The organism is Paraburkholderia sp. EG287B (assembly GCF_040965595.1).
Classification (GTDB): Bacteria; Pseudomonadota; Gammaproteobacteria; order Burkholderiales; family Burkholderiaceae; genus Paraburkholderia.
In genome coordinates this window covers 38251-60253 of record NZ_JBFRCG010000028.1, presented here as the reverse complement: position 1 = coordinate 60253, position 22003 = coordinate 38251, and the positions used below count along the sequence as shown (strand labels likewise).

Annotated in this window: 16 protein-coding genes and 5 pseudogenes; 10 read left to right on the top strand and 11 right to left on the bottom strand. The window is 56.8% G+C overall.

Going from position 1 to position 22003, the window contains the following annotated elements; translation table 11 throughout:
- Nucleotides 1-103 precede the first annotated feature (103 nt).
- Entirely contained in the window at nucleotides 104-1432 is a 1329-nt protein-coding gene (locus AB4Y40_RS37215; RefSeq protein ID WP_368692103.1) for an MFS transporter, read from the bottom strand.
- 284 nt (nucleotides 1433-1716) lie between these two features.
- On the opposite strand from AB4Y40_RS37215, the gene AB4Y40_RS37210 reads away from it, so the two are divergent.
- Entirely contained in the window at nucleotides 1717-2796 is a 1080-nt protein-coding gene (locus AB4Y40_RS37210) for a LacI family DNA-binding transcriptional regulator (protein WP_368692102.1), read from the top strand.
- 152 nt (nucleotides 2797-2948) lie between these two features.
- Complete coding sequence (locus tag AB4Y40_RS37205; protein ID WP_368692101.1) at nucleotides 2949-4700, top strand: FAD-binding protein; 1752 nt, start codon at nucleotides 2949-2951, stop codon at nucleotides 4698-4700.
- 321 nt (nucleotides 4701-5021) lie between these two features.
- Here AB4Y40_RS37205 and AB4Y40_RS37200 read toward each other — a convergent pair.
- Together AB4Y40_RS37200 and AB4Y40_RS37195 are read right to left on the bottom strand one after the other, a co-directional pair.
- Nucleotides 5022-5462 (bottom strand): annotated as a pseudogene (locus AB4Y40_RS37200) (zinc-binding dehydrogenase); the annotation flags it as partial.
- Between the two features lie 135 nt (nucleotides 5463-5597).
- Nucleotides 5598-5741, bottom strand: a pseudogene (locus AB4Y40_RS37195) (ATP-binding protein); the annotation flags it as partial.
- A gap of 1119 nt (nucleotides 5742-6860) precedes the next feature.
- On the opposite strand from AB4Y40_RS37195, the gene AB4Y40_RS37190 reads away from it, so the two are divergent.
- The 4 genes from AB4Y40_RS37190 to AB4Y40_RS37175 are packed head-to-tail and all read left to right on the top strand — an operon-like array spanning nucleotide 6861 to nucleotide 10460.
- Nucleotides 6861-8453 carry a glutamine amidotransferase class-II gene (locus AB4Y40_RS37190; RefSeq protein ID WP_368692100.1) on the top strand — a complete coding sequence of 531 codons (1593 nt, stop codon included), beginning with the start codon at nucleotides 6861-6863 and terminating at the stop codon, nucleotides 8451-8453.
- A 35-nt stretch (nucleotides 8454-8488) separates the two neighbouring features.
- Entirely contained in the window at nucleotides 8489-9160 is a 672-nt protein-coding gene (locus AB4Y40_RS37185) for an HAD family hydrolase (RefSeq protein WP_368692099.1), read from the top strand.
- 25 nt (nucleotides 9161-9185) lie between these two features.
- Nucleotides 9186-10094 (top strand): NAD(P)-dependent oxidoreductase, encoded by a 909-nt coding sequence (locus tag AB4Y40_RS37180; protein WP_368692098.1) that lies wholly within the window; start codon nucleotides 9186-9188, stop codon nucleotides 10092-10094.
- A 51-nt stretch (nucleotides 10095-10145) separates the two neighbouring features.
- Nucleotides 10146-10460 carry a hypothetical protein gene (locus tag AB4Y40_RS37175; protein WP_368692097.1) on the top strand — a complete coding sequence of 105 codons (315 nt, stop codon included), beginning with the start codon at nucleotides 10146-10148 and terminating at the stop codon, nucleotides 10458-10460.
- Nucleotides 10461-10566: 106 nt separating this feature from the next.
- On the opposite strand, the gene AB4Y40_RS37170 is transcribed toward AB4Y40_RS37175, so the two are convergent.
- Nucleotides 10567-11343, bottom strand: coding sequence for an IS4 family transposase (locus tag AB4Y40_RS37170; protein WP_368692135.1), 777 nt, complete (start codon nucleotides 11341-11343; stop codon nucleotides 10567-10569).
- Between the two features lie 39 nt (nucleotides 11344-11382).
- Nucleotides 11383-11556 (bottom strand): annotated as a pseudogene (locus AB4Y40_RS37165) (IS3 family transposase); the annotation flags it as partial.
- Between the two features lie 35 nt (nucleotides 11557-11591).
- On the opposite strand from AB4Y40_RS37165, the pseudogene AB4Y40_RS37160 reads away from it, so the two are divergent.
- A pseudogene (locus AB4Y40_RS37160) lies at nucleotides 11592-12490 on the top strand (IS3 family transposase); the annotation flags it as partial.
- Nucleotides 12491-12624: 134 nt separating this feature from the next.
- Here the strand turns inward: AB4Y40_RS37160 and AB4Y40_RS37155 are convergent.
- Together AB4Y40_RS37155 and AB4Y40_RS37150 are read right to left on the bottom strand one after the other, a co-directional pair.
- Nucleotides 12625-15006: a pectinesterase family protein gene (locus tag AB4Y40_RS37155; protein ID WP_368692096.1), complete on the bottom strand. Its 2382-nt coding sequence runs from the start codon at nucleotides 15004-15006 to the stop codon at nucleotides 12625-12627.
- A 32-nt stretch (nucleotides 15007-15038) separates the two neighbouring features.
- The gene (locus AB4Y40_RS37150; protein WP_368692095.1) at nucleotides 15039-16154 is read right to left on the bottom strand and encodes a glycerophosphodiester phosphodiesterase family protein; all 1116 of its coding nucleotides are present in this window, start codon (nucleotides 16152-16154) and stop codon (nucleotides 15039-15041) included.
- Between the two features lie 440 nt (nucleotides 16155-16594).
- Between AB4Y40_RS37150 and AB4Y40_RS37145 the strand changes: the two are divergent.
- A pseudogene (locus AB4Y40_RS37145) lies at nucleotides 16595-17125 on the top strand (IS5 family transposase); the annotation flags it as partial.
- 509 nt (nucleotides 17126-17634) lie between these two features.
- Here the strand turns inward: AB4Y40_RS37145 and AB4Y40_RS37140 are convergent.
- From AB4Y40_RS37140 to AB4Y40_RS37125, 4 genes are all read right to left on the bottom strand, one after another.
- Nucleotides 17635-17850 (bottom strand): hypothetical protein, encoded by a 216-nt coding sequence (locus AB4Y40_RS37140; RefSeq protein WP_028231560.1) that lies wholly within the window; start codon nucleotides 17848-17850, stop codon nucleotides 17635-17637.
- Between the two features lies 1 nt (nucleotide 17851).
- Complete coding sequence (locus tag AB4Y40_RS37135) at nucleotides 17852-18709, bottom strand: ExeA family protein (RefSeq protein ID WP_368692094.1); 858 nt, start codon at nucleotides 18707-18709, stop codon at nucleotides 17852-17854.
- Entirely contained in the window at nucleotides 18706-20142 is a 1437-nt protein-coding gene (locus tag AB4Y40_RS37130; protein WP_368692093.1) for a DDE-type integrase/transposase/recombinase, read from the bottom strand. Before AB4Y40_RS37130 ends, AB4Y40_RS37135 begins: the two co-directional genes overlap by 4 nt.
- Before the next feature lie 98 nt (nucleotides 20143-20240).
- Nucleotides 20241-20834: a hypothetical protein gene (locus AB4Y40_RS37125; protein ID WP_368692092.1), complete on the bottom strand. Its 594-nt coding sequence runs from the start codon at nucleotides 20832-20834 to the stop codon at nucleotides 20241-20243.
- A gap of 387 nt (nucleotides 20835-21221) precedes the next feature.
- Here AB4Y40_RS37125 and AB4Y40_RS37120 point away from each other — a divergent pair, with 387 nt between their 5' ends.
- Both AB4Y40_RS37120 and tnpB read left to right on the top strand, forming a co-directional pair.
- On the top strand, nucleotides 21222-21638 hold the full coding sequence (locus AB4Y40_RS37120; protein ID WP_368692091.1) for a transposase: 417 nt from the start codon (nucleotides 21222-21224) through the stop codon (nucleotides 21636-21638).
- Nucleotides 21639-21662: 24 nt separating this feature from the next.
- Nucleotides 21663-21983: an IS66 family insertion sequence element accessory protein TnpB gene (gene tnpB, locus AB4Y40_RS37115; protein ID WP_368692134.1), complete on the top strand. Its 321-nt coding sequence runs from the start codon at nucleotides 21663-21665 to the stop codon at nucleotides 21981-21983.
- The last annotated feature ends 20 nt before the right edge of the window (nucleotides 21984-22003 follow it).

Sequence of the window (22003 nt, the reverse complement as noted above, 5' to 3'; positions counted from 1 at the left end):
GACATAACCTCACAGTTGCCTGCAGGCGGCCACGCCGCGATGCAGGACTTATTGATCAGTAACCGCTCGCACTAGTGGGACTTCACTGCCCGTCCAGCATGGATCAGTCCGCGGCGTAGGTCATCCCGCGGCGCTTGGCGCTCCAGTACACCACCACGCTCAGCGCAGTGACGATCGAACCGTAGACAGGAAACATCCACGCGGCATGATGGTGCTGAAGCCAGACCAGCAGGTATGCCGAAGGCCCGCCGAAGATCGACACACCCAGCGCGTATCCCACTGACACACCGGTCGTGCGCACGCTTTTCGGCATGAGGGTCGTCGCCACATAGTTATAGAGGCTCATGTTGAACCCGACGATGGCGCCGCCGCCAATCATGATGAGCGCGAACAGCGCGACATTCGGTTTGGTGTAGAGCAGCGTGACGAAGAACGCAGGGATGAGCAGCAGCCGGAGGATCGTGAACGCACGCGAGAGCCTGATCCTGTCGGCGAGCGCCCCAATGAGCGGTCCCGAAATGATCCAGACGATCCCCATCGCTGTCGTGATGCCGAAGACGGCCGTGCTGTTCTCCTTGAAGACGGCGTTTGCCATGTTCGGCAACCCCGTGTTCCACGCGTAGTTCGCAATCTGGATGGACCCAATTACGAGCACGACTGCCAGCAGGGAAAGCCGCACCTTCCAGAGCGTTTTCCATACCCCGCCCGTAGTCTGCTGGACCTGCTCAAGTTCGTCCCGCCGATGAAGGGCCGACCTGATGAGCGTCTCCGGTACGGCACTGCGCAACCAGATGACAGCGAGGCCGAGGACCCCGCCAACAGCAAAGGGAATACGCCACGCCCAATCCATTAGCTCCGCGCGGGTCACGGATGCACTGACCAGAAAAGCGACCAGTGTGGAACCGAAAATCCCGGCCTGAATAAATGTGCCGCTAACGAGCCCGAGATATCGGCCCTGCCGTCCCGGCGGAGCGAGTTCGATGGCAATCGCATTCGCCACGCCCGCCTCCGCGCCGGTTGCCAGCCCCTGGATCACACGGATCGCAAACAGAATGAATGCGGCCCAGGTGCCAATGCGTTCATAGGTCGGAAGTATTGCGATCAGCAACGACGAGAGTGCCATGGCCGAGACTGAAATCATCATGACCCTCTTGTGACTGATCCGGTCGGCGATCGGTCCGAGAATGGCGGCACCAACGGGGCGCGCAAGGAATCCCGCACCGTACACGGCAAGCGCCGCAAGCAGCGAGCTGACCGGATCGGTGGAGGGAAAGAAATGTGGCGAGAGGAACGCCGCCATGACCCCGTACACGTTCCAGTCGTACCATTCGAGCAGTACGCCTCCCCCAAGACCACACGTCACGCGTCTGCCCGACGCTGCCGGCGCGCCAGCAAAACCTCCCGACCTCGTGCCACCGAGTCCTGCTTCCATATCTGTCTCCTGAACACCGCGTTTAATTTGATCGACCGTCTGTTGACGGTCTTCGGCGTGGACGCATCGCCAGGCAACTCACCTGTCGAACATGCCCCGTCAAGGAAGCCCTTTTTTGATTTATTGAAAGCGCTTTCAGCTATACTGTTCCAGCGGAGGAAAACTGTCAAGATTTTCTGTTGGCAGGGTAAACGCCCGCACCCCTCGCCGGCGTCGGTTTTCAGGACTGACGGGCGGGGAATCGCGGTCTCGACGTTCAACAACAGCGCCCCAGCAGCGACAATATGGCAAACATCGCGAACCTGATCGCCGACTCTTCCGGCAACGGCAAGGCAAGAATCGCAGACGTGGCGCGCCTCGCAGATGTGTCGCCAGCAACGGTCTCCCGGGTCCTCAACCACCCCGACAAAGTGCGCGAAGTGCTCCGCCAGAAAGTGCAGCAGGCCATATCAGCCTTGGCGTATGCACCTGACAACGCTGCAAGATCGCTGATATCCCGTCGTACCCGCACCATGGCGGTCGTCGTGCCAACGCTTGCGACCAGCATCTTTGCAGAGGGCATCGAGGCGCTGCAAAGCCGCCTGTCCGAGTTGAACTACACGCTGCTGATCGCTGCTTCGCAATACGATCCGCATCGCGAGCTTCACGAGGTGCGAACGCTGATCGATCGCGGGGTGGATGGCATGGTCCTGGTGGGGAATTCGCATCTACCAGAAACCTGCGAAACGATCGTGCGCAGTGGCACGCCCGTTCTGACAACCTACGTCTGCGAGTCACAGCAGGGCGTACCTGCCATCGGCATCGACAATGAGAGCGCCACTTATGACATGGCGCGCTATCTTCTGCGGCTTGGGCACCGGGAATTTGGCGTCGTTGCCAACACGCAGCTCGCCAGCGACCGCACGAAAGCCCGAATTGCCGGCGTGAGTCGTGCCTTGCGCGAGGCAGGTCACGCACTGGAAGCGTCCCGCGTCGTGAACTGCGCCCACTCCATCTCGCAGGGACGCGAGGGCCTGCGCGAACTGCTCCTCGCGGCGCCAGTAATCACAGCCGTAATCTGCACGACCGACACGCTGGCGGTCGGCGCTCTTGCAGAAGCGCGAACCATGGGCCTGCGTGTGCCCCATGACATCTCGGTCACCGGATTCGACGACATCGAACTCGCCGCGCAACTTGAGCCCCCGCTGACTACGATTGCAACACCCGCCAGGGAAATTGGTCGGTCCGCGGCGGATTACCTCGTCAGTGCAGTTGAGGGGGTGCCGATACCGCTGAATACGGCGCTGCCTTACCGCCTGGTCGCACGCAGTTCGACCGCCAGGCCGCGAACAAGGACGCTACCACGCGCCCGTGGCCCGAAATGACCGACGGCAAGACGCTCAGCGTTAACACCATCTCCCGGCTTCACCGCATTGCACTACAATGATATTTGAAAGCGCTTTCATTCTTATGAGCAACTTTACATCGAACAGCAGGCCGCGGGCCTCGTCAAGATCCGCATAACAGGGGAAACCTCATGACCCAACCATCACGCGCCATTTCCACTGATGTATTGATCGTCGGCGGCGGGGGCGCAGCCCTTCGCGCAGCGCTCGAAGCCCAAGCCAGTGGCGCATCAGTGCTCGTCGCCATCAAGGGAGAATTCCGGAAGTCCGGCGCAACGTTCCATAGCGTTGCCGAGGTGGGTGCATTCAACGTGCCGGACGACGCCGGAAAGGTCGGCGATGGCCCTGATGTATTCGTCGAGGACATCCTGAATGCCGCACAGGACATGGCGGACCCGCGGCTTGCCCGAATCCTCGCGCAGGAGGCCGGGGACGCGATGCAGTATCTGGAGAAGTACGGCGTCACGTTCGAGAAAAGCGGGAACGGCTACCTCGTCTTCCAGGCATGTTTTTCATCCAGACCCCGCTCCCATGTGATCCCCGAACACTTCAAGCCGATCGTCAAGGCGCTAGGTCAGGAGGCCAGCCGGCGGCAGATCGGTGTGCTGGACCGCACCATGATCGTCGATCTCATTGTGCGCGACGGTCAATGTGTCGGTGTCATCGCGCTCGGCGCCGATGGCGTTCCGCTCATCATCCGCTCGAAGTCGACCATCCTGACCACCGGCGGAGCCAGCCAGATCTTCGCGAAGAATCTTTACCCGACCGACATCACGGGCGACGGATACGCCATGGCTTACCGGGCCGGCGCACGGCTTGCCAACCTTGAGTTCATGCAGGCAGGTGTCAGCACACTCACGCCGTTCGTCAACCTGTTCGGCAACTATCTGTGGGATGCACAGCCCAGACTGACCGACCGCAATGGCAAGCCGTTCCTCGCCGATTACCTTCCCGCCGGACTATCGCCCGAGGCTGTCATCGCGCAGAAGGCAAAGCACTTCCCGTTTAGCGCGAGTGACATCTCCCGTTACATTGAAATCGCCATCCAGCAGGCGATCAACGACGGCAGAGGGTCCGACGAAGGCGGTGTTTATATGGATTTCATTGACTGCGACTTCGAGACCCTCTTTGCAGACAAGACCCGCAGCATCACGAACATGTGGCCGCTGACGTGGCAATGGTACAAGGATCGCGGTGTAGATTTGCACAAGGACAGGTTCCAGATTACCTGTTCAGCACACGCAGTCAATGGCGGCATCCTGATTGATCCAGATAGCCAGTCGTCGCTCCCCGGCCTCTTCGCAGCTGGTGAAGTGGCAGCCGGCCCCCACGGAGCAGACCGCCTTGGCGGAAACATGGCGGTCACCTGCCAGGTTTTTGGGCGACGCGCGGGCATTGCCGCCGCAGCACGGGCGAAGCGCGTTCCGATGCCGGACATCCTGGACGTTGAGATGGAAATCGGACAACTTGAACGCCGTTTCGCACACCATGAAACGGGATCAGAATTAGTAGAATCGATCCACGCTGAACTGCAGCGTGCGGCAAACCGTCATCTGCTCATCATTCGTGACGCCGACGGCCTGAATGCACTACTCAAGGTCTGCGCACACCTTGAGGAGCGCCTCACGCAGTCGCGGATCGTCAGTCCGAGGGATCGCATCGCGGCCATCGAGTGCGCGAACATGATCCTGGTGGCCAGACTCATGGCGAGCGCGGCGCTAGAACGTCGCGAGAGTCGCGGAGGACATTTTCGCCGTGACTACCCGGAGCGCGATCCGGCGCTCGGTTTCAGCATCATTCTGGACAGCAAGGCCAGGTCCGGCATTGTGCGCGCGAGCCTATCCGATCTCCCGAACCTGGAGTGGCAGCCGTCGCTTTCGTAACAGGGCAGACAGGGCACACGGCGACAGTCGGGACATGCAGCCAATGTCGCCTCGCCCCGCCGAACGCTCGGCCCCGCCAACAGGCGGAGCCAGCCTTTTAGATGGATCGCTGAAGTGTCCGCTGGAAGACAAAAGGAGAAGCAGCTGTCGCGATACCCTCCGGAACGTACACGACCGCCGAACGAGCTGTTCGGAACTCCTGGCCTGTTAGAAGACATTTTCCTCGCGACTTTACCGGCACATGGGCACTCAAATCCGTCATGCATGGGACGTTGATATTCCTGCTCTGTACGGCCTGTATGGCGGATCCGGGGCCGGGGCCTACTGACCGTCCTGGTATATAACGACGGAGCGGATCGACTCACCTTGCTTCATCAGGTCGAAGCCTTCGTTGATACGCTCGAGCGGCAGCCGATGCATAATGAGATCGTCGATGTTGATCTTGCCTTCCATGTACCAGTCGACGATTTTCGGCACGTCGGTGCGGCCGCGCGCGCCGCCGAACGCCGAGCCCTTCCATTCGCGGCCCGTCACCAGTTGGAACGGCCGCGTACTGATCTCCTCGCCCGCCGCCGCGACGCCGATGATGAACGACTGGCCCCAGCCCTTGTGCGTGCATTCGAGCGCCTGACGCATCACCTTCACGTTGCCGATGCCTTCGAACGAGTAGTCGGCACCGCCATCGGTCAGCTGCACGATGTGATCGACGACGTTCTCGACTTCGTTCGGGTTGATGAAGTGCGTCATGCCGAACTTCTTCGCCCGGATGGGCAGTTCAAACTCCTCTATATGAACGGCCCGTGAGGATCCGCCCCATCAGGCGCCTTCACGGTAGGCGGGGCCGTTCATATCATTCCACTTGTGGGCGGCTAAATTCCCCCAGGCAGGACGAGCGGATTATGCGTCGGATTCCCCAGTGACGGCAAGTCTGGTGGCGGCTTCACGCAGGCGATAGCTCGTGCCTTCAAACTCGAGAAGTTTGGAGCGATGAAGCAGTCGGTCAAGGATCGTCGAAGCCATGGTGCTGTCGCGAAGGTACCGACTGGGAAAGTTCGAACCGCCTATATCCCGGAACTACTGGCCACTGCGTGACGACGATCAGGTGGCTTCTTTACGGCGATCATAGACTGGCTCCAATACCCCGATCATGCCATGGCTCCTATACGCCGATCCTCAGGTGGCTTCATTACGCCGATCACGGATTGGCTCCATATCGCCGATCCATGACACGAGCTCCCGCCTTGGCGTGTGGCCGCAAGCTGCACACGCCAGCCAGCCGAATCCCGCTACCTGACCGACGGCTCCAGTTCACAATCATGCCTCACGCGCATGCGAACGGACCAACGGCCCAGCTGAGCCTCTTCCCCCGCTCTTAACGAGTGCAGCTCTGGGTGGTTTCGTATCATCGCCTGATCGGCGCAACCGAGGGGCCAACCCTCATCACGGATACAGCATGTACGACGACCTTCGGTCGCTTTCCTTCTTGGCACACCGACAACTATTCTGACGCCGTGGATAGTAGCCAGTCGCTCTACTTACACCCCTGTCTGAATTCCCGGCGCCACCAATCGGTAGCGCAACAAATTGGCGGAATTGTCTGGTTTGTATGTTGAGGCTACGCAAGCGTTGCCTCCCCTTGCACTGCAGCAGAGCAGTTCCTCATGCTTCTCCGGCGGTATTGGTGGAGGTCGCATTTCCGGGATTACAGAGAACGGCAGGCGTTAACGCCCCTTTGACTCGTGTTGTTCGAGCTTCTAAGCCAGCAAATGGCGGGCTTGTCCGGTTTGAATGTACGCCTAGGCTGACCCTGAGGGGCGCGGATCTGACCGGAAAAGAGCGTTGGTATGAGACTTGCAAACAACGGGTCGCTGCCGCCCGCACCGCTGCGGCTTCCGCAGTAACGGGTTCGTGCCATGCACGATCTTTTGAGACGAAAATTTGTAAGGCATAACCTCAACAGCTTGACCACCGGAATGGAGCGAACGGTACAGCGAGCAGCAAACGGCCAGCGAGGCAATCGAGCCTATTTGACAAGGTTTGTTGCGCATCGCATCACATGCTGCAGTTTAAAGGCAACACTGAACAAGCCTCTTGAAGCGGTCAGTCATCGTTTTACACAACTCGCCAGTACTTCTAAATGAACCTAGGAGAAAATAAAATATGGCAGGAATTGCAGCAGCATTTAAACTACCAGACAGTGTTTCAGATGAAACGGTACTTAGCCGTCTGGGGAAGATGGCGGCAAAGCTGGCAAATAGGGGGCAATGCGGCGCCGACCTATTAGTGTTTATGGAAAAAACAGGCACAACGCGATATCGCTCAAATTGCCTCCCATCAAAATATATTCCTATAGAACAAAGCGAATATTCCATAACAATCAGCCACCCTGCTTCTGTAGGCTTGGCGCACATTCATAGTCATACCCCAGTAAAAAGTGATCCGTCTAACGTGCAACCACGATCAAACAGTGAATTCAATCACAATGAGAAGAACACATTTATCTCTATTTCACTAAATGGCGCTTTGGCTAACGGTCATGACTTGAAAGATGAATTACAAAAACACGGCATCTTACCACGCGGAAATGACGATGCCGAGATTTTCATGCGATTTGTCGAATTAATTTGCAGAAGAGACTACTGGAAATTTGGTGAGCCCATCAATTATAAAAAAGTTTTTCGAGAAATTGATCTTCGAATCGATGGGGCTGTCAGTGCTCTGCTTTTGGATGGGCATGGCAACCTCGTTGCATATAGGAATCAAGGGGGGATACGCCCATTGGATTTCATGACGACGACGGACAAGTTTATATTGTTTGCATCAGAAAATGGGGCCTTCATTGACTTTGACGGTGAATACGAGGAAGTCTTGCCGAGTCACATAAAGGTAATCGACGCGCAAACCGGACTTTTGACGGATCATTTTGTCGGTGACGAAAAACATCCCGCTACCCTATGCGCATTCGAGTCAATCTATATTGGAAACCTTGAGACAAAAAACAAAAATCAATGCCATGAGTCAACGCGCTACAAAATAGGTTCTGAACTGAGCGAGCTGGTGCCTCAAAAGATCGGGTATGGCCCTCATAGGGAGAAGATTATCATTTCATCGATGCCAGATACCGGTAGACCATATGCTGACGGACTTTTTTCACAGCTATCCAAGAAAGATCCAGAAAATTATGAAAGGGCGGAAGTCGTCAGGTTAAATTTATCCCAGCGCACACTGATCAGTGATGCTCATCAACGCAAGTCACTCATTAACCAGAAATATCAAGTTATTGATGTTCGCGTGTCAGGAAGAATGATTGTCATCGTGGACGAAGCCCTCATTCGCGCCGATACCAGCAAAGATGTAACCCAAAAACTCATCGACGCAGGCGCAAGCGGCGTCCATTGGGTGATTGGCTCACCGCCGATTATCGCACCTAACTACTATGGCGTTGGGATACAGCACATGGAGGAGTTGGCTTTTTGGAAAATATGGCGTAGGTTGCCTGATCACATAAGACAATGTGGCCTGTCGTTGCAGAACATGGACCCCAGCATGATTCGCATTATCGAGCAGGAAATTGCCCTATTCATCAAAGCAGGCAGCGTCACCTATTTGCCGCTGCGGTCATTGATTGCAGTTTTGCCTGGTGCTGATGATTGTAACGATCTTTCGCCGTTTACGTTGCGTATGCCAACGCAGAGCGGGCTGAGGATGGCGGCGCGAAATTTTCACAAAATAGTGGTTGAAAAGACAGTTTGACCTTTTTAATTTAAAAGCAACTTTGTGGATCAAAAATGAAATCAACACTTGTTCTCGATTGGAATGGCACGTTACTCGATGACACGGAACTTATACTGCAGACGATCAATTCAATTATTTTTCGGTTCAACAAGCCGTCTCTCGATCTTGCCATCTTCCAGGAAAAGTGTGAATTCCCATTTTCTGTCCTCTATCGAAATTTGGGGTTGACCGAAAATGAAATTGCCATCGCTCAAAACGATGGCAACGCACTTTTTCACGATTACTATGAATCCCGTGTTGGATCAGTTTTGCCAAGAGATGGAGTGAGTGAGATGCTCAAGTTGGCGAAGAAAAATTCCATGAGGGTAATTGTATTAAGTAATCACATTTGCGGCCCCATTAAGATTGCGTTGCGACGACTGGGCATCCAGAATTACATCACTGACGTCCTGGCCTACGATAATCGTGCTACTCAGTACGAGGACGTGACTAAAGGTGAAAAATTGGCCATCTACATTAAAAAAATGGGTATCGATCCAAGTCTGACATTTATTGTGGGTGATACACCAGAAGAATGCAGCATTTCACGAACTCTGCATCTCAAGAGCGTTGCCATTACCGGCGGCGCGGTTTCCGATGCGCGGCTGCGTGATGCCCAACCGGATTACCTCATTCGCTCCCACTTCGAATTGGAGGGTATTTTCGAAAAAAATGGAATCTTATAAATTCGACGTCTGAAAGGAAAGTGTGATGCATATGAACGAGTCGAGATTAATACGAAGTACCGAACCCAATGTGGATGGTAAAGATATCGCCCTGATCGGAGTCGGTCGGATTGGCACGGGGATCGGGATAAACCTGATACGTCATGGTGCACGACTGCATGTTATGGCAAACAAAAATAGAAATGGTGTGGATTGTTTGCTCAAGTTGGGCGCTAGCGAGTGTATGTCTGTTGCAGAAATGGCGAAGATAGGTATTGTCGTCCTCTCTTTGCCTTCGAGTACTGAGGTCGAGTCGATTTGCCAACCACCCAATGGGCTATTTGCATATTTGTTGTCAGGCAGCGTCATTATTGACTGTTCAACCTCCAAGCCCTCATCAACTCATGCTCTTGCAAAAGATGCGGCACGAAGCGGCATCCATTTCGTTGATTCGCCTGTAACGCGAAGTCCTGAACAGGCCCTTCAAGGAAAACTCAATGCACTTGTCGGCGCAGATCTACATATCTATCCAACAGTATCTGGTGTCGTGGCCTCGTTTTGCGAGGGGATAATTCACGCGGGCGGCGTGGGGGCCGGTCATAAACTCAAGCTCATCTATAATGGGATGACGATGGGCATTGCTGCTGTCGTCGCTGAGACCTGTCAGCTGGCGAAAAAATCAGATATTGATCTGAGACTCCTCCGTGATATTGTTAGTCAGGGGTCAACTAACAGTGGCATTTTTCAGAAGTTTGTGACCTTTCTTCTAAGCGAAGATAGAGACGTCCTTTCGGTTTCAATTACCAATGCTTCCAAGGATATTGGGTACACGTTGGAATTGGCGGAGCAAGAAGAAATTGTGTTGCCAACGCTTAACATGGCATCACAGAAACTTCAAACCGCAGTATCGCTTGGTGACGGTCTTCTAACATTACCTCATATTGCGCGCTCCTGAGATTCTCAGCACTATTTTCTTGCTAGGCAGCGAGGTGACTCGCAGCTAACAGTGCTGCGCAAAGCGTGGGATATTCTCTGGGTCGCTTGCAGTGCCTTGCAGGTCACGATTGAATCGGCCGTGTTCTCTGGCGGAAATCGTGATGAGCTCTGCCATTGCAATCTCGACAGCCGCTGGACACGGAGAAGGATCATTGTCAACGCTCGCGGCTGGCTACGCTATCTTGGCTGTCTTCATCAGCCGGCACAGCAGATCGCGTTCCAGTCGCAACTGGATGAATACTGCAGATGGGCGAGCCACGAGCGCGACCTGAGCGAAGCGACAATTAGGCTTTACTTTCGCCACATCAAGCGGTTTCTACATTAGTACGAGCAGTTTGGGCGGCCGCTCTCTCACGTTCAGGTCAATGACGTCGACGCTTATCTTCGCGTGGCAAGTGCGCAAGGATGTAAGCGTACGGTGCACCTTGTTATTACCCACTTCCTTTTAGTGCAAGTTCGTAGCCAAGTTGGATGTCGGTTAGACGTCGCATCCCGCGCCACATGATAGTATTTCCTGGCGGAGGATCGTTGGCGCGCGCAAGGTAACCGCCGAGCTGTGCGAGCCTCATGACGCTGCGTACAAGTGGTGGTGCCTGTGCGTTGTGATGCGGTTCGCGAACCACGTGTTCAAGCAGTTCGATTTCGGTTTGCGTAAAAGCGAGTTCGGCTGCTGCCTGTGGCGCGGACCGGCCAATCATCGTGAGCCAGAATATACGCCAACTCAGGACGCAGAATACCGCGATCAGGTTCGTGAGTCGGTCCGCTGTACGAAGCCTCGACTCCTCAGCCCTGCAGCCCGATTTCAGAATCTTGTGGAAGGTTTCGATCTTCCAGCGCATGGCGTACCAGTGGAGTTTTTCGATTGCCTCGGCACGTGATCTCACTGGCAGATCGGTGATCAGCTTCCATTCAATGCGGTGGCGCCCAGGCGGTGGGTCACGCTCTTGGGCGTGAAGGACAGTCAGCTGTAACGCAGGGTAGCTGCCTTGTTTGCCAACAGGCGGCAATACCGTCATTCGCTGATAGCGAAGCTCAAGTGTGACGATCATAGGGCGGCTTTTAGCGTCACGAAGCTCAACGCGATGCAGCCCCTTCACCTGGACCTGCTGCATCGCCTTCGCGATCGTGTGCTGCCCGTCTCCTGCGAGCCTGTCGACGCACGTGCGCACGAGGAAATGCGTGCAAAGATCGTAGGCGGTATAGAACAGTGAGCTTCCCTTGGTTTTTCGCCTTCCAGAGGCCCCGGGTTATGCAGCCGTATCCTTTGTCCGCTGAGCCGCAAGCCAGTCTTGCATGAACTGAGTTGGCGACATGAAGCCAAGCGATGAATGACGACGACTGCGGTTATAAAACACTTCAATGTATTCGAACAAGTCCGCCACGGCTTCGCGATGCGTGCGATACCTCGTGCCGTGAACCTGACGCGGTGGACGGGCGCTCGTTACGGCACCACGAGCCGCGCCACAAGCTCTCTGCCGAGGAACGCGCCGAGCTTCTGGCAGTCGCGAACTCGGCCGAATTCGGTCATCTGCCGCCAAGCCAGATCGTGCCGCGACTGGCAGACCAGCAACGCTATATCGCCTCGGAATCGACGTTCTACCGGGTACTGAAGGCCGAGAGGCAACTCGCCCACCGGCGCAGCGAGCGGCCGGCCCACGCTCGCAGCAAACCCCGTTCGGTTTGCGCCGATGCGCCGAACCAGCTGTATTCCTGGGACATCACGTATTTGCCGACGACGATCCGTGGACAGTATTTTTACCTGTACTTGTTTCTGGATGTCTTCAGCCGAAAGATCGTCGGCTGGCAGGTTTATGCCGAGGAAAGCAGCGCGCTGGCCAGCGAAGTTCTCAAGGACCTCTGCGCGCGCGAAGCGATACAGCCCAACCAGGTGATTCTGCATTCGGATAACGGCGGCCCGATGAAAGGTGCGACGATGCTCGCTACCCTCCAGGCGCTGGGTGTCATGCCGTCATTGAGTCGCCCGGGCGTGAGCAACGACAACCCCTATTCTGAGTCGCTGTTCAAGACCTTGAAGTACCGACCTGCTTACCCGCTCAAGGCGTTCGATACCCTGCTCGCCGCGCGCACCTGGGTGGGCGCGCTGGTGCGCTGGTACAACAGCATCGTCACAGCGCGATCCAGTTCGTGACGCCGGCGCAGCGCCATGCCAACCTCGACCAGAACATTCTGGATCGACGAGTGGCGCTCTATGAGACTGCACGGCAACGCAACCCGCTGCGATGGAAAGGCCCCACGCGCAACTGGCAGCGGGTACATGCTGCGCACCTGAACCCAGATCGAAGCGACAACCAGGGCGGCGCCCCAAACCGTCTCCGGGAGAAGAAGGCCGCCTGAAATTTAATCGTTGAGGCGACAACTAGCTTGAAAATTCCGCTTGTAGCGCAGGTACCAGCGAACACACAGAATGATTACATCGCGGTCAAAGTGACGGCCAGCAAACAGTTCGTCCAGGCTCTTCAGCTTGCTCATCATCGGTTCTCAGTTCGTTCAGCCCGACACCTTAACCGATTCGCCCCCGCGCTAATTGCACCAGAGCCATTAAAGGCAACTTCAACATACCCGCTATAAGCATAAGCCGGCAGCTGGAACGGTCCGCAACTCTTGCCATGTTGCCGCGCAGTAATGACATAACCCGTTTCTGCGGGATTGGCAGGTTGGCCAGCCCAAGTGACCTGCACGTTGCCGTTGCCGCCGACCGTTGCGGAGATCAGCGGGGCTTGGGGGCCCCCGGCGGCTGGAGTGGGAACTGGCACCTGCTGCCCAAGGTTCGGACTGGCGTCGCTCACCAAGGTAGGTTGCCAACCGTCGGTGCCAGCCAGATAAATGTCAGGTGCTAGTGCGGCAGCCTCCGCCGAACTCAGCGCGACGTTGCTCTTCGGCGACGTCGTCTCGCGCTGGCCGATATCGAACGGCGCGGCCCCTTGGCCATTCATGTCGGCATACCGCGTATTGTATTCACGATAGGTGGAGGTCGGCAGATTGTTAGTGCCCGGCAGCCCGTTCAGCGGCGGGATGAACTCGATCCAGCCATCGCTGGTAAGCTGCGGTCCCATCGTGGAGTTGAGGAAGTAGACGGTTGAGTGACTTCCCCACGGACGGCCTAGCCAAGCGTTCGACATATATGGGCTCTTCGTGTGATCGAAGCCGAAGCTGCTAGCCTCGCTGGCGCTCTCACGCTTTTGTGCGGTAATCGTCGCTTCACCGATCAGGCCGTCATGAATCTTGGTCTTGAGAGTGCAACCATCAAACACTGCTTTACCATTACCGAAGATATAGTCGACATTTCCCTCGACGTAGCAATTGCTGAAATAAGCTCGCCCCGGCCCATTAACGTACAGCGTATCCTGGCCACCAAGTAATCGTACCGCTCGATAGACATCCCGGTCTCCGTTCGAGCGTAAGGCTACAGCTTGGCCCTTGGCGCCAAAATCGGGAGCTTCGTAATCGGCTGAATTCCGGATGGTGAGATTGCTGAGGTAGACATCGTTGGCGTCCACAGCCACGGTGTAGCTGCCAGCCGTTCCATACGGTTGCCCAGTCCCCGGATCGGTCGCGTTCGCCGAGTGATTGCCGGTGATCAAAACCTGCGATGCGTCAGTGCCGGTGCCGATCAGCTTCACGTTCGGCTTCGTAATGTCCAATGTCTCGGTATAGACGCCAAGTGGGATCCGGATCACGCCGCCGCTTGGCGGAAGCGCGTCAACTGCGGCCTTGATCGTCGAAAAACTACCTCCCCCTCCGTCGTTGGCAGCTAGGGTAACCCCTTTGGGATCGACATTGGTATTTAGCCCAACTGGAGTGATGCTACTGACATCGGCGGGAGGATTGCCTGGACTGCCCTTGCCACAAGGCGTGCGGATTTCTCCGGCGAGGAAAGCGCCGCTGTTGCAGGGAAGCATGTCGACATCGAGAAACAGGCTGCCCTTGAGTGATTTTTGAAAGGCAACTATCTCACGATTGGACAATGGCCCGGAGAACACGACCGCACGTTCAAATCCTGGCAAAGCCTGGACTGGAGTAAGGGTCGGAGAACCTTGACCAGGCACATTCACGGCACCAACCATCAAGGGGCCAACAGAGCCGAACGGAGCTTGATTTGGTCGTGAGGTTGGCCCTCCAGCCTTGTACGCAAAGTGCGGGAAGCCGCTGTCAAGTACCGCCTCATCCCACTGATACGCCGTGAAGGCAAGAGAGTATGTATATGGCGCAAACAGATCGATTTTGACCTTACCGTCCGGCGTAAACGTGTAATAAACCCATTCGGTACCTGAGAAGCTTCCGGTTGGTCCGAGAATGTTCATGTCCCAAGGCTTTTGCCAGTAAGCTGTCTGAGGACGCTTACTTTGCAGCAAGCTTTTACCAAAGGACCACTTCTGCCCTGTAGCACTTGGTTGAGACCCAAGCATGAAGGAGGCATAAGCCGTATTATCCGCCGAACTGAGTAGCGAGACCGATGCGCCCCCGCCCGCTGCGAAGTTATCACGGGTCCGGTGAATAACGAGAATTGTAAAACCCTTCGCTGGATCGAGCCGCGCTATTTCGTTCGTGATAATCGACGTCTGGCTGGGAAGGTTGAAGGAATTGCGATCCGTGTAGAAGTCGTAAACTATCGTTGTTCCGTTAGGAACTTGATAGTCAGTGTCGAAATCTGGCCCATGGTTATGGATAATTAGTTTTGGATAGTCATATTGTATTGGCACTACAACAGGTGTTAGTAACTGTATTTGCTTGGCACCTGCCGATTGCCGGCATTCTGCTTCGTTGGAGCATGTCTGCGCGGATGCTGCGGTTATATATAGCCCAGCAATTGCAGTGCCATGCAGCACAAAGAGTCTAAAAAGCTTTGACATGACGGAGCCACCTTGTAAAAGACAGGAATAATCTATCGCTTTAGTAAGTTGATATTTCGTCGCCTCAATGCCTGCAGCATATCCCCTACTGCATCGACCGAGTCTGTTGTTATCAGGTTGGTAGGATTTATAACTGCCATCTCCGGATCACCTCGATAATCCGGGATGATTGGGGCCGACGCTGTAGACTTCGGGTCCGTGATGTGAGCTACGCAACACATTCCGGCTGCGGTAGCCACTCCTTCTGGAAATAGATTGCTTTCTATATACGTAGCAAATCCCTTTTGCTGATCTGCATAATGGAAGTAATTTTCGAGACCATCACCTCTATAGTATTGATTCATCTCGAACTGTATAGGGAATGGCGCGGTGTTCCACTGACCGTAGTTAACGTCCTGATTGGGATCATAATTTGATATCTTGACGTTGTCGGCGTCAGGATTTTCTACGAGAACCAAGCCGCCGTTCACGTTGGGATTGTATGTAGTTCGACTCAGTACAGACCCGAGATCAACCGCATCTCTCGCGTTGATCTTGATTACAACGGCCTTGCTTAGTGAGGGATTATTTTTGGCAGCTATAAGGTCCAGGAGTTTCTGCATGATTTCCAGGCCGGACCCGCCGGGCGCCGTCTTGATGTCAACAATAACGACATAACCTAGTCCGTCTGAGGTGACGTACTGTTCAAGAAGATCCAAAACCTCTGAGAAGCTCAAGAATTTTCCTTTATTACCATTTGCATCTGAAAACACTTTTCCATGCCGATCCTTCAGATCGACCTGCTTAAGTTGCGAATATGTTAGGCTGCTCACCGCGCCAGATCCTGTCGAAATACGGTCTATATTAAAATCGTGCGCGACAATCACCTGTTTATCGGCGGTAAATCGCGCATCGATCTCAACAGTTTCGTATCCGCGGTTCCAAGCATCTTGTAGGGCGTAAGACGAGTTCTCAGGATATTTTTCCCAATATCCGCGGTGGGCGGACAGCAGGACAAGATCGGAAGAGGTACTCGATGGCTCGAACATCCTTTGAGTAATTTTGTCGACTACGTAGCTGGAGGGTATCACCGGTAAAGGAGTATCCGCTCTGGCAGCTACTGGCGTAAAAGACATAATCATGGATATTGCGAATATCTTTATATTCATGCCGCGTCCTCCATTGCCGCACTGATAACAAAACAAGGAAATTTTCAGTATTTCCTGTTCTCAATATCGCGTTAGAAGTCCGTTAAGAGCTAAATCTCTGCAACTCCGCCCAGTGAACGTGTAGATCTCTGACTTCCGATCGTCAACGACCATCATCGTCGGCACCGACGGCCATCAAGGGCCAGACGGGGATTGCTGTAATTGCGCAAATTCATTGCCGCGCACAAGGGCGAAAAAACTGGATTCTCCATGCGATGCAAAATGAATACCACGGTATCACTAATTGCCAGCCGCACTGATATAAAATGTTTTTCTATGCGATTAAGAATTTCTAATATTGATTCATTTGTAAGTGCGATCTAAGGAAGGTCTGCAAAAGTCCTGACATTGAGGACTGGTTGGCCTATCCTGGAGGATAGGCAAGTCCAAGGAGTTCGTCGATGACACAGCTGGGTCTTGGTCTGGATCTTTCAACGAAACGCACGCGCAAGTGGGAATTTCTCGATGAGATGAGGCGCGTGGTGCCATGGTCGAGGTTGATTGCGTTGATTGAACCGCACTATCCGAAGGGTAAGACTGGAAGGCCGCCGTTTGCGGTTGCGACAATGCTGCAGATCCACTTCATGCAGCAGTGGTTTGGTCTGTCAGACCCGGCGATGGAAGAGGCGCTTTATGACGTGCCGCTGTCTCGTGAGTTTGCGGGGCTGGGCGAAGGTATGACGCGTTTGCCGGACGAGAGCACGATTCTGCGGTTCCGTCACCTTCTCGAAACGCACAGTCTGGCCGCGCAGATGCTCGCAGTGGTTAATGAGATCCTGAGTGAACAAGGCTTGATGTTGAAGGTAGGGTCAGCGGTCGATGCGACCTTGATTAGCGCACCCACTTCGACGAAAAACGACTCTGGCAAACGAGACGCGGAGATGCACCAGACGAAGAAGGGAAATCAATGGTATTTCGGGATGAAGGCGCATGCGACCTGAAAGTCGCTTGAATTTCTGTCTAACTCAACGAGTTGTCCGTTGTGATTAAACCGGTTGTTCCATCAACCGTTCTCTACCCAGACATGCGGAGCCGGTAACAGCTCGGTGTGAAGCTCTGGGAACAATGTAACCGCCGATTGATTTCGGTACGCCGACCCGCGAGGGAAAGCGGAATCTGCCAGCACAGGGGGGGTGAGGGGCTAGGGACGAGCGGCAACGATCAACGTATGTGAACCTCCGTTAAACGTCGTCATCATTGTACAAGCCAAATGTGCTGACAGGCTTGAGCCAAAATGGCACGCGGCGAGGCATGGCCTATGTGAGCTGGGCCATCATGGACAATCTGCCGTCGGCGGATAGGAGGGATCCGCTCCGCTCTGAAATTCATGCGGAAGGAGGGTAAGTGAGCGTGAGCACGTGAATCGATGGGGCAATGGGCAAGCTAAATGATGTTGAAAGGACGAAGTAAAACGGGGGGCGATGAAGCCCCCGTTGTTGTTTCAGAACGGCTCGTCGACGACCTGATGCGGCGGTTGCGTCGGACCGCGGTACCAAGGCTCGCGGTAGCGCCGGATCTGGGTAGCGTAGGCGCGGCTGAACCAGAGATAGAAGTCTTCAATGAAGAACTGCATCATGTAGGCGGCCTCGTCGGAGAGTTCGGGCAACGGCAGGCGTCGGGCCGCATCGGGTTTGTGAGGTGATGTTTTACGGGACATGTCATCGGGCTCCATTAGGTTGACGTGCGGGCGTTCGGCGCGAGGATGGTGTTGACGGGGCAAAGACCTCGAAGTACAGCTTCTCGTCGAGTTCGGTCAATTCCCGCTGCGCGGCGGTGGCGAGCAGATCGTTGGCAAGCGTGGTGAGCACGCGGTAGTTGCCCAGCGCGTGTTCGCACAGCGTGTGGCGCAGCGGCGGCGTCATCAGCTGCGGGGCGCCGGCGCTCGCGAGCAGATGATCGAGGCAGGCCAGCAGGTCATCCACCGTGGCCTTCTCGGTCGCCAGGCGAGATCGGATGCGGCTGCCCAGCGGCAGCAGTTCGTCGCGCCGCAGCTTGTCGGTCAAGCGCGTATCGCCGGCGAGCACCACGCACAGCAGCGGCTGCGAATCGAAGCGGGCGCTGGCCATGAGCCGCAGTTCGTTGAGTACGCCGGCGCTCATCTCCTGGGCCTCGTCAATCAACAGGATCGGACGTCGGCGCGTGCTCTGCAGATGTGATAGCCACCGCTCGCGCAGCGACCGGAAGCCGCCCCAGCGGTTGTGTGCCTTGAGCTCCAGATTGAAGATGTCGCCCATCTCGCGATAGAAGTCGGCGAGACTGCTTTGCGGGTGATTGATCGAGACGACCATCAGATCGGTGAGCCGCTCGAGCTTCTCGGCCAGCACGCGCATGACGACGCTCTTGCCGGTGCCGGGCTCGCCGTGGATCATCGCGAAGCCGCCTTCGCGCACGAGCGCGTTCTCGATGCGCCAGCAGAAGTTCTCGACGCGGGGCGGCACGTACAGCGCTTCGAGCGGCAGCTCCGGCGAGAACGGGTTCCACTTCAGGCCGTAGAGGGCTTGCAGGCGTTGGCTCATGCGCCCTCCTGCCAGTCAGCGGGAATCCAGGCCGGCGGCAGCCCGGTTGCCGCATGTTCGGCCAGCATCTGGCGCAGCAGCGGTGCGATGCCGGGCGCAGTGGCCGGTGGCGGCTCGACAATGACGGCATCAATGCGACGGCGCTGGCCGTCGGCATTGGCGGCCTTGTCCAGTGGTCGCAGCGGGCACAGCACGGCGTCGCTGTCGGCGTCGATGAGATCGACGCGACTCAGGTCCCAGCGTGCGTAGCGCAGGCGTACGCGCTGCAGGTGCCGGTAAGCTGAGGGGATCTCGAAGCGCGTGCCGGCCAGGCTCACGGTGCCGTCCGAACGCCGCTGGGTTCGTGTCACGTCAATGCGAAACGCGGCCCGTAGTGCATCGCTGGAGGGACACTCGCGCCGCACGTCGGGACCGGCCAGGTAGCGCTTGAGCGGCGTGCCGCCGATCTCGGAATGATGCGCGTGATGGTACTCGCGCTCGATCCAGGCGTGGGTGGCCTGGTTGAGCAGTTCGAGCGTGAGATTGGGCTCGCCTTCGAGCATGGCCATCACGCGCCCCTCGATACGCGCCCAGAACGTCTCCTGCTTCGCGTTCTGATACGGAGAATATGGCAGCGTTGTCTGGTGCAGCACGCCGAGCGCGAGCAGCCCGGCAGTCGTCTCCTCGGCGAGCATTGCCGCACCGTTGTCGGTCATCAGCGCGCGCGGCAGCCCACGGCGCTGGAACGCCTGGGCGAGTCCGTGGATCAGGCTGCGCGCAGTCTCATCGAGAAACCATTGCGCGTGACAGACGACGCGCGAGCGGTCATCGATCACGCACAGCAGCATCGGCGTGATCCACTGGCCGTCATGGGTGAACAGCTTGCGCGAGCCGTGATGGAAGTCGAGATGCCAGAGCGCGTTGACTTGCTCGACCTCGAAGCTGCGGACCTCGAGCTTCTCGAGGCGATCGCGCGCGAGCATCGCGCCGGCGCTCGTGTGCCGGGGCTGGCGTTCCCGGAACAGGCCCTGCGCACGCATGTAACGGCGCACGGTCGTGTACGACGGCAGGTTCGCCGCACCGAGCGTGACCTTGAGGTTATCGAAGTGCAGCTGGCAGGTCCAGCCGGGATGCTCGCGGTACTGCGTGCGGATCGCCTGTACCGTCTGAGGCGACAGGTTTGCGCCGGCGCCACTGGGGCGCTTGCGGTTGCGCAGTCTCGCCACCGGATCGTGTGGCGCCTTGCGGGCCTGATAGAACCATCGTTCGATGGTCGAGCGGCCGAACTGGATATCATCACCAGTGACGGGATGACGCCAGCGTCTGGCGGCCAGTGCGGTGATGAGTTCGCGCAGTTGCCCCGACTCGGGCGGTGCTGCAAGCAAGGGGCCGACGATCGCGAAGCGCAGGCGCGCCCAACGATCCCGCACGGGTAGATCGTGAAGTTCAGTCATGCGTTCTCCAAAGATGCGGCGCACCGCGCCGCGATTCAGGGGAGAGGCGAGACTACAAGCGCTGTTCGGAGGGGGCGAGCGAGAAGTTCTGCGGGCGGCTACCGTCCCTCATGCACGGTGCTCATGGCGCTGCCGCTGGTGAGCGGCGAGAGCCAGCGCAGCAGGCACAGCAGCGGCTCAGGCTGTAACGCCGCAGCGAAGCGCTCGAGCAGGCTCGCCGGCGCCTGCACGGTCTCGACGGGCGGCACGAACGCCGCCCGCCCAAGCGTCCAGAACGGCGTGCTGACGAAGTCGGTCTGCCACCAGTGCCACAAGTGCCGCCATTGCGCGATCGTTGCGCGCGGCACGCCCAGCTCGCCGAGCTGATGCATCGCGGCAGCCGTGCCGGCACTGGCGCGCGTGGCACTGACGACGACCATGATTGCGGCAACGTAGACGCGACGGCCGAGAAAGCGCACGGAGAACGGCGTGGTGCGACGGCGGCACTCGGCGCAGCAGAAGCTGTAGCGGAAATCGCCGCACTCGGCGCGGGCTTGCCGGGTAAGGCCGCGTGGTTTGCGGCGATAGCGGGCGCTGTGCAGAACGCCTCTGCAGCGGCGGCAGTGCTGCGAGCGGGTTTGCTCGGCGAAGTCTTGATCGATCCGCAGCAGCAGGCGGTAGAAGTCAGGATTACGGGCACTCGTGTGGCACACTGCAAAGGTCTCGGGTCTTGGAAAACGCGAGACTCTCCCTTGGGCGTCGTTTGTGCAAGATGCCTGAGGGAGATCCCCTCAGCTACATCACGCAAGTCGCTCAAAACGCCCCGAATCCCCATCGACTTGCGTGCTCATGCCCAGGGTAAGCCCGTAGCGCTGCCGGAAACGGCAGGCGAACCGCGAGGAACGCTGTTAGCGCTGCGGGTAGAGGATTGCGGAAAAAGCAAACGCCTGGCTGTAACGGCCGGGATACGGGCTGAAACATCGCCCGACGCGAAAGCGGGCTGACTTCCGCGTGGTCGTAAGCATTCGATCATGGCCGTCGTGAAAGCATGACGAGAGCTGGGCAGCATAGAGTCCACCAAATATTTGGAGGACTCTATTGTGGACAGGTCGGACGAAGTGGTAACTGCGGCGCCCAAGCGCCCGAATTTTACGCCGGAGTTCCGGCGCTCGATTGTCGAAATGACGCTCAAGCCTGGAGCATGCGTGGAGCAGATTGCACGCGAGCAAGGCCTGAACGACAACATGGTGTTTAAGTGGCGGCGGCGGTATCTCGAAGCGCAGGCTAAGGCTGCAGTGTCAGTGGCCGTACACACGGGTGACGTGCCGGGCGCTGACAATGCTGTGATGCTGCCGGTGAATATTATCGATGCGGCTGCGAGGGCAGCAACTGAGCGACAACCGGTCGGCACGGTCGCAAGTTGCGAAGTGGAGATCGAAGTCGGCAAGCGGCGTGTTCGAATCTGTGGACTGTCGATGGATCTGGCCGAGCGGTTTCTTCGGGATTGCCTGAAATGATCGGATTGCCAGGGCAATACGAAGATCTGGATTGCTGCGGGCGCAACTGATATGCGTTGCGGTTTCAATTCCCTGGCGGTGAAAGTGCAGACGGTGCTCGACCGTGACCCATACTCGGGTCATGTCTTTGTTTTTAGAGGGCGCCGCGGCGATCTTCTGAAGGCGATTTACTGGTGTGATGGTGGCCTATGTCTGTTCGCGAAGCGTCTGGAAAAAGGACGTTTCGCGTGGCCACGTGCCGATGGCGGCGTCGTTGCGTTGACGACCGCGCAGCTATCCCTCCTGCTGGAAGGCTTCGACTGGCGGCAGCCAGTCGAAGCGGTGCGCCCGCGCAGCGCGTTGTAAACGTTCATTACGTGGTGGGC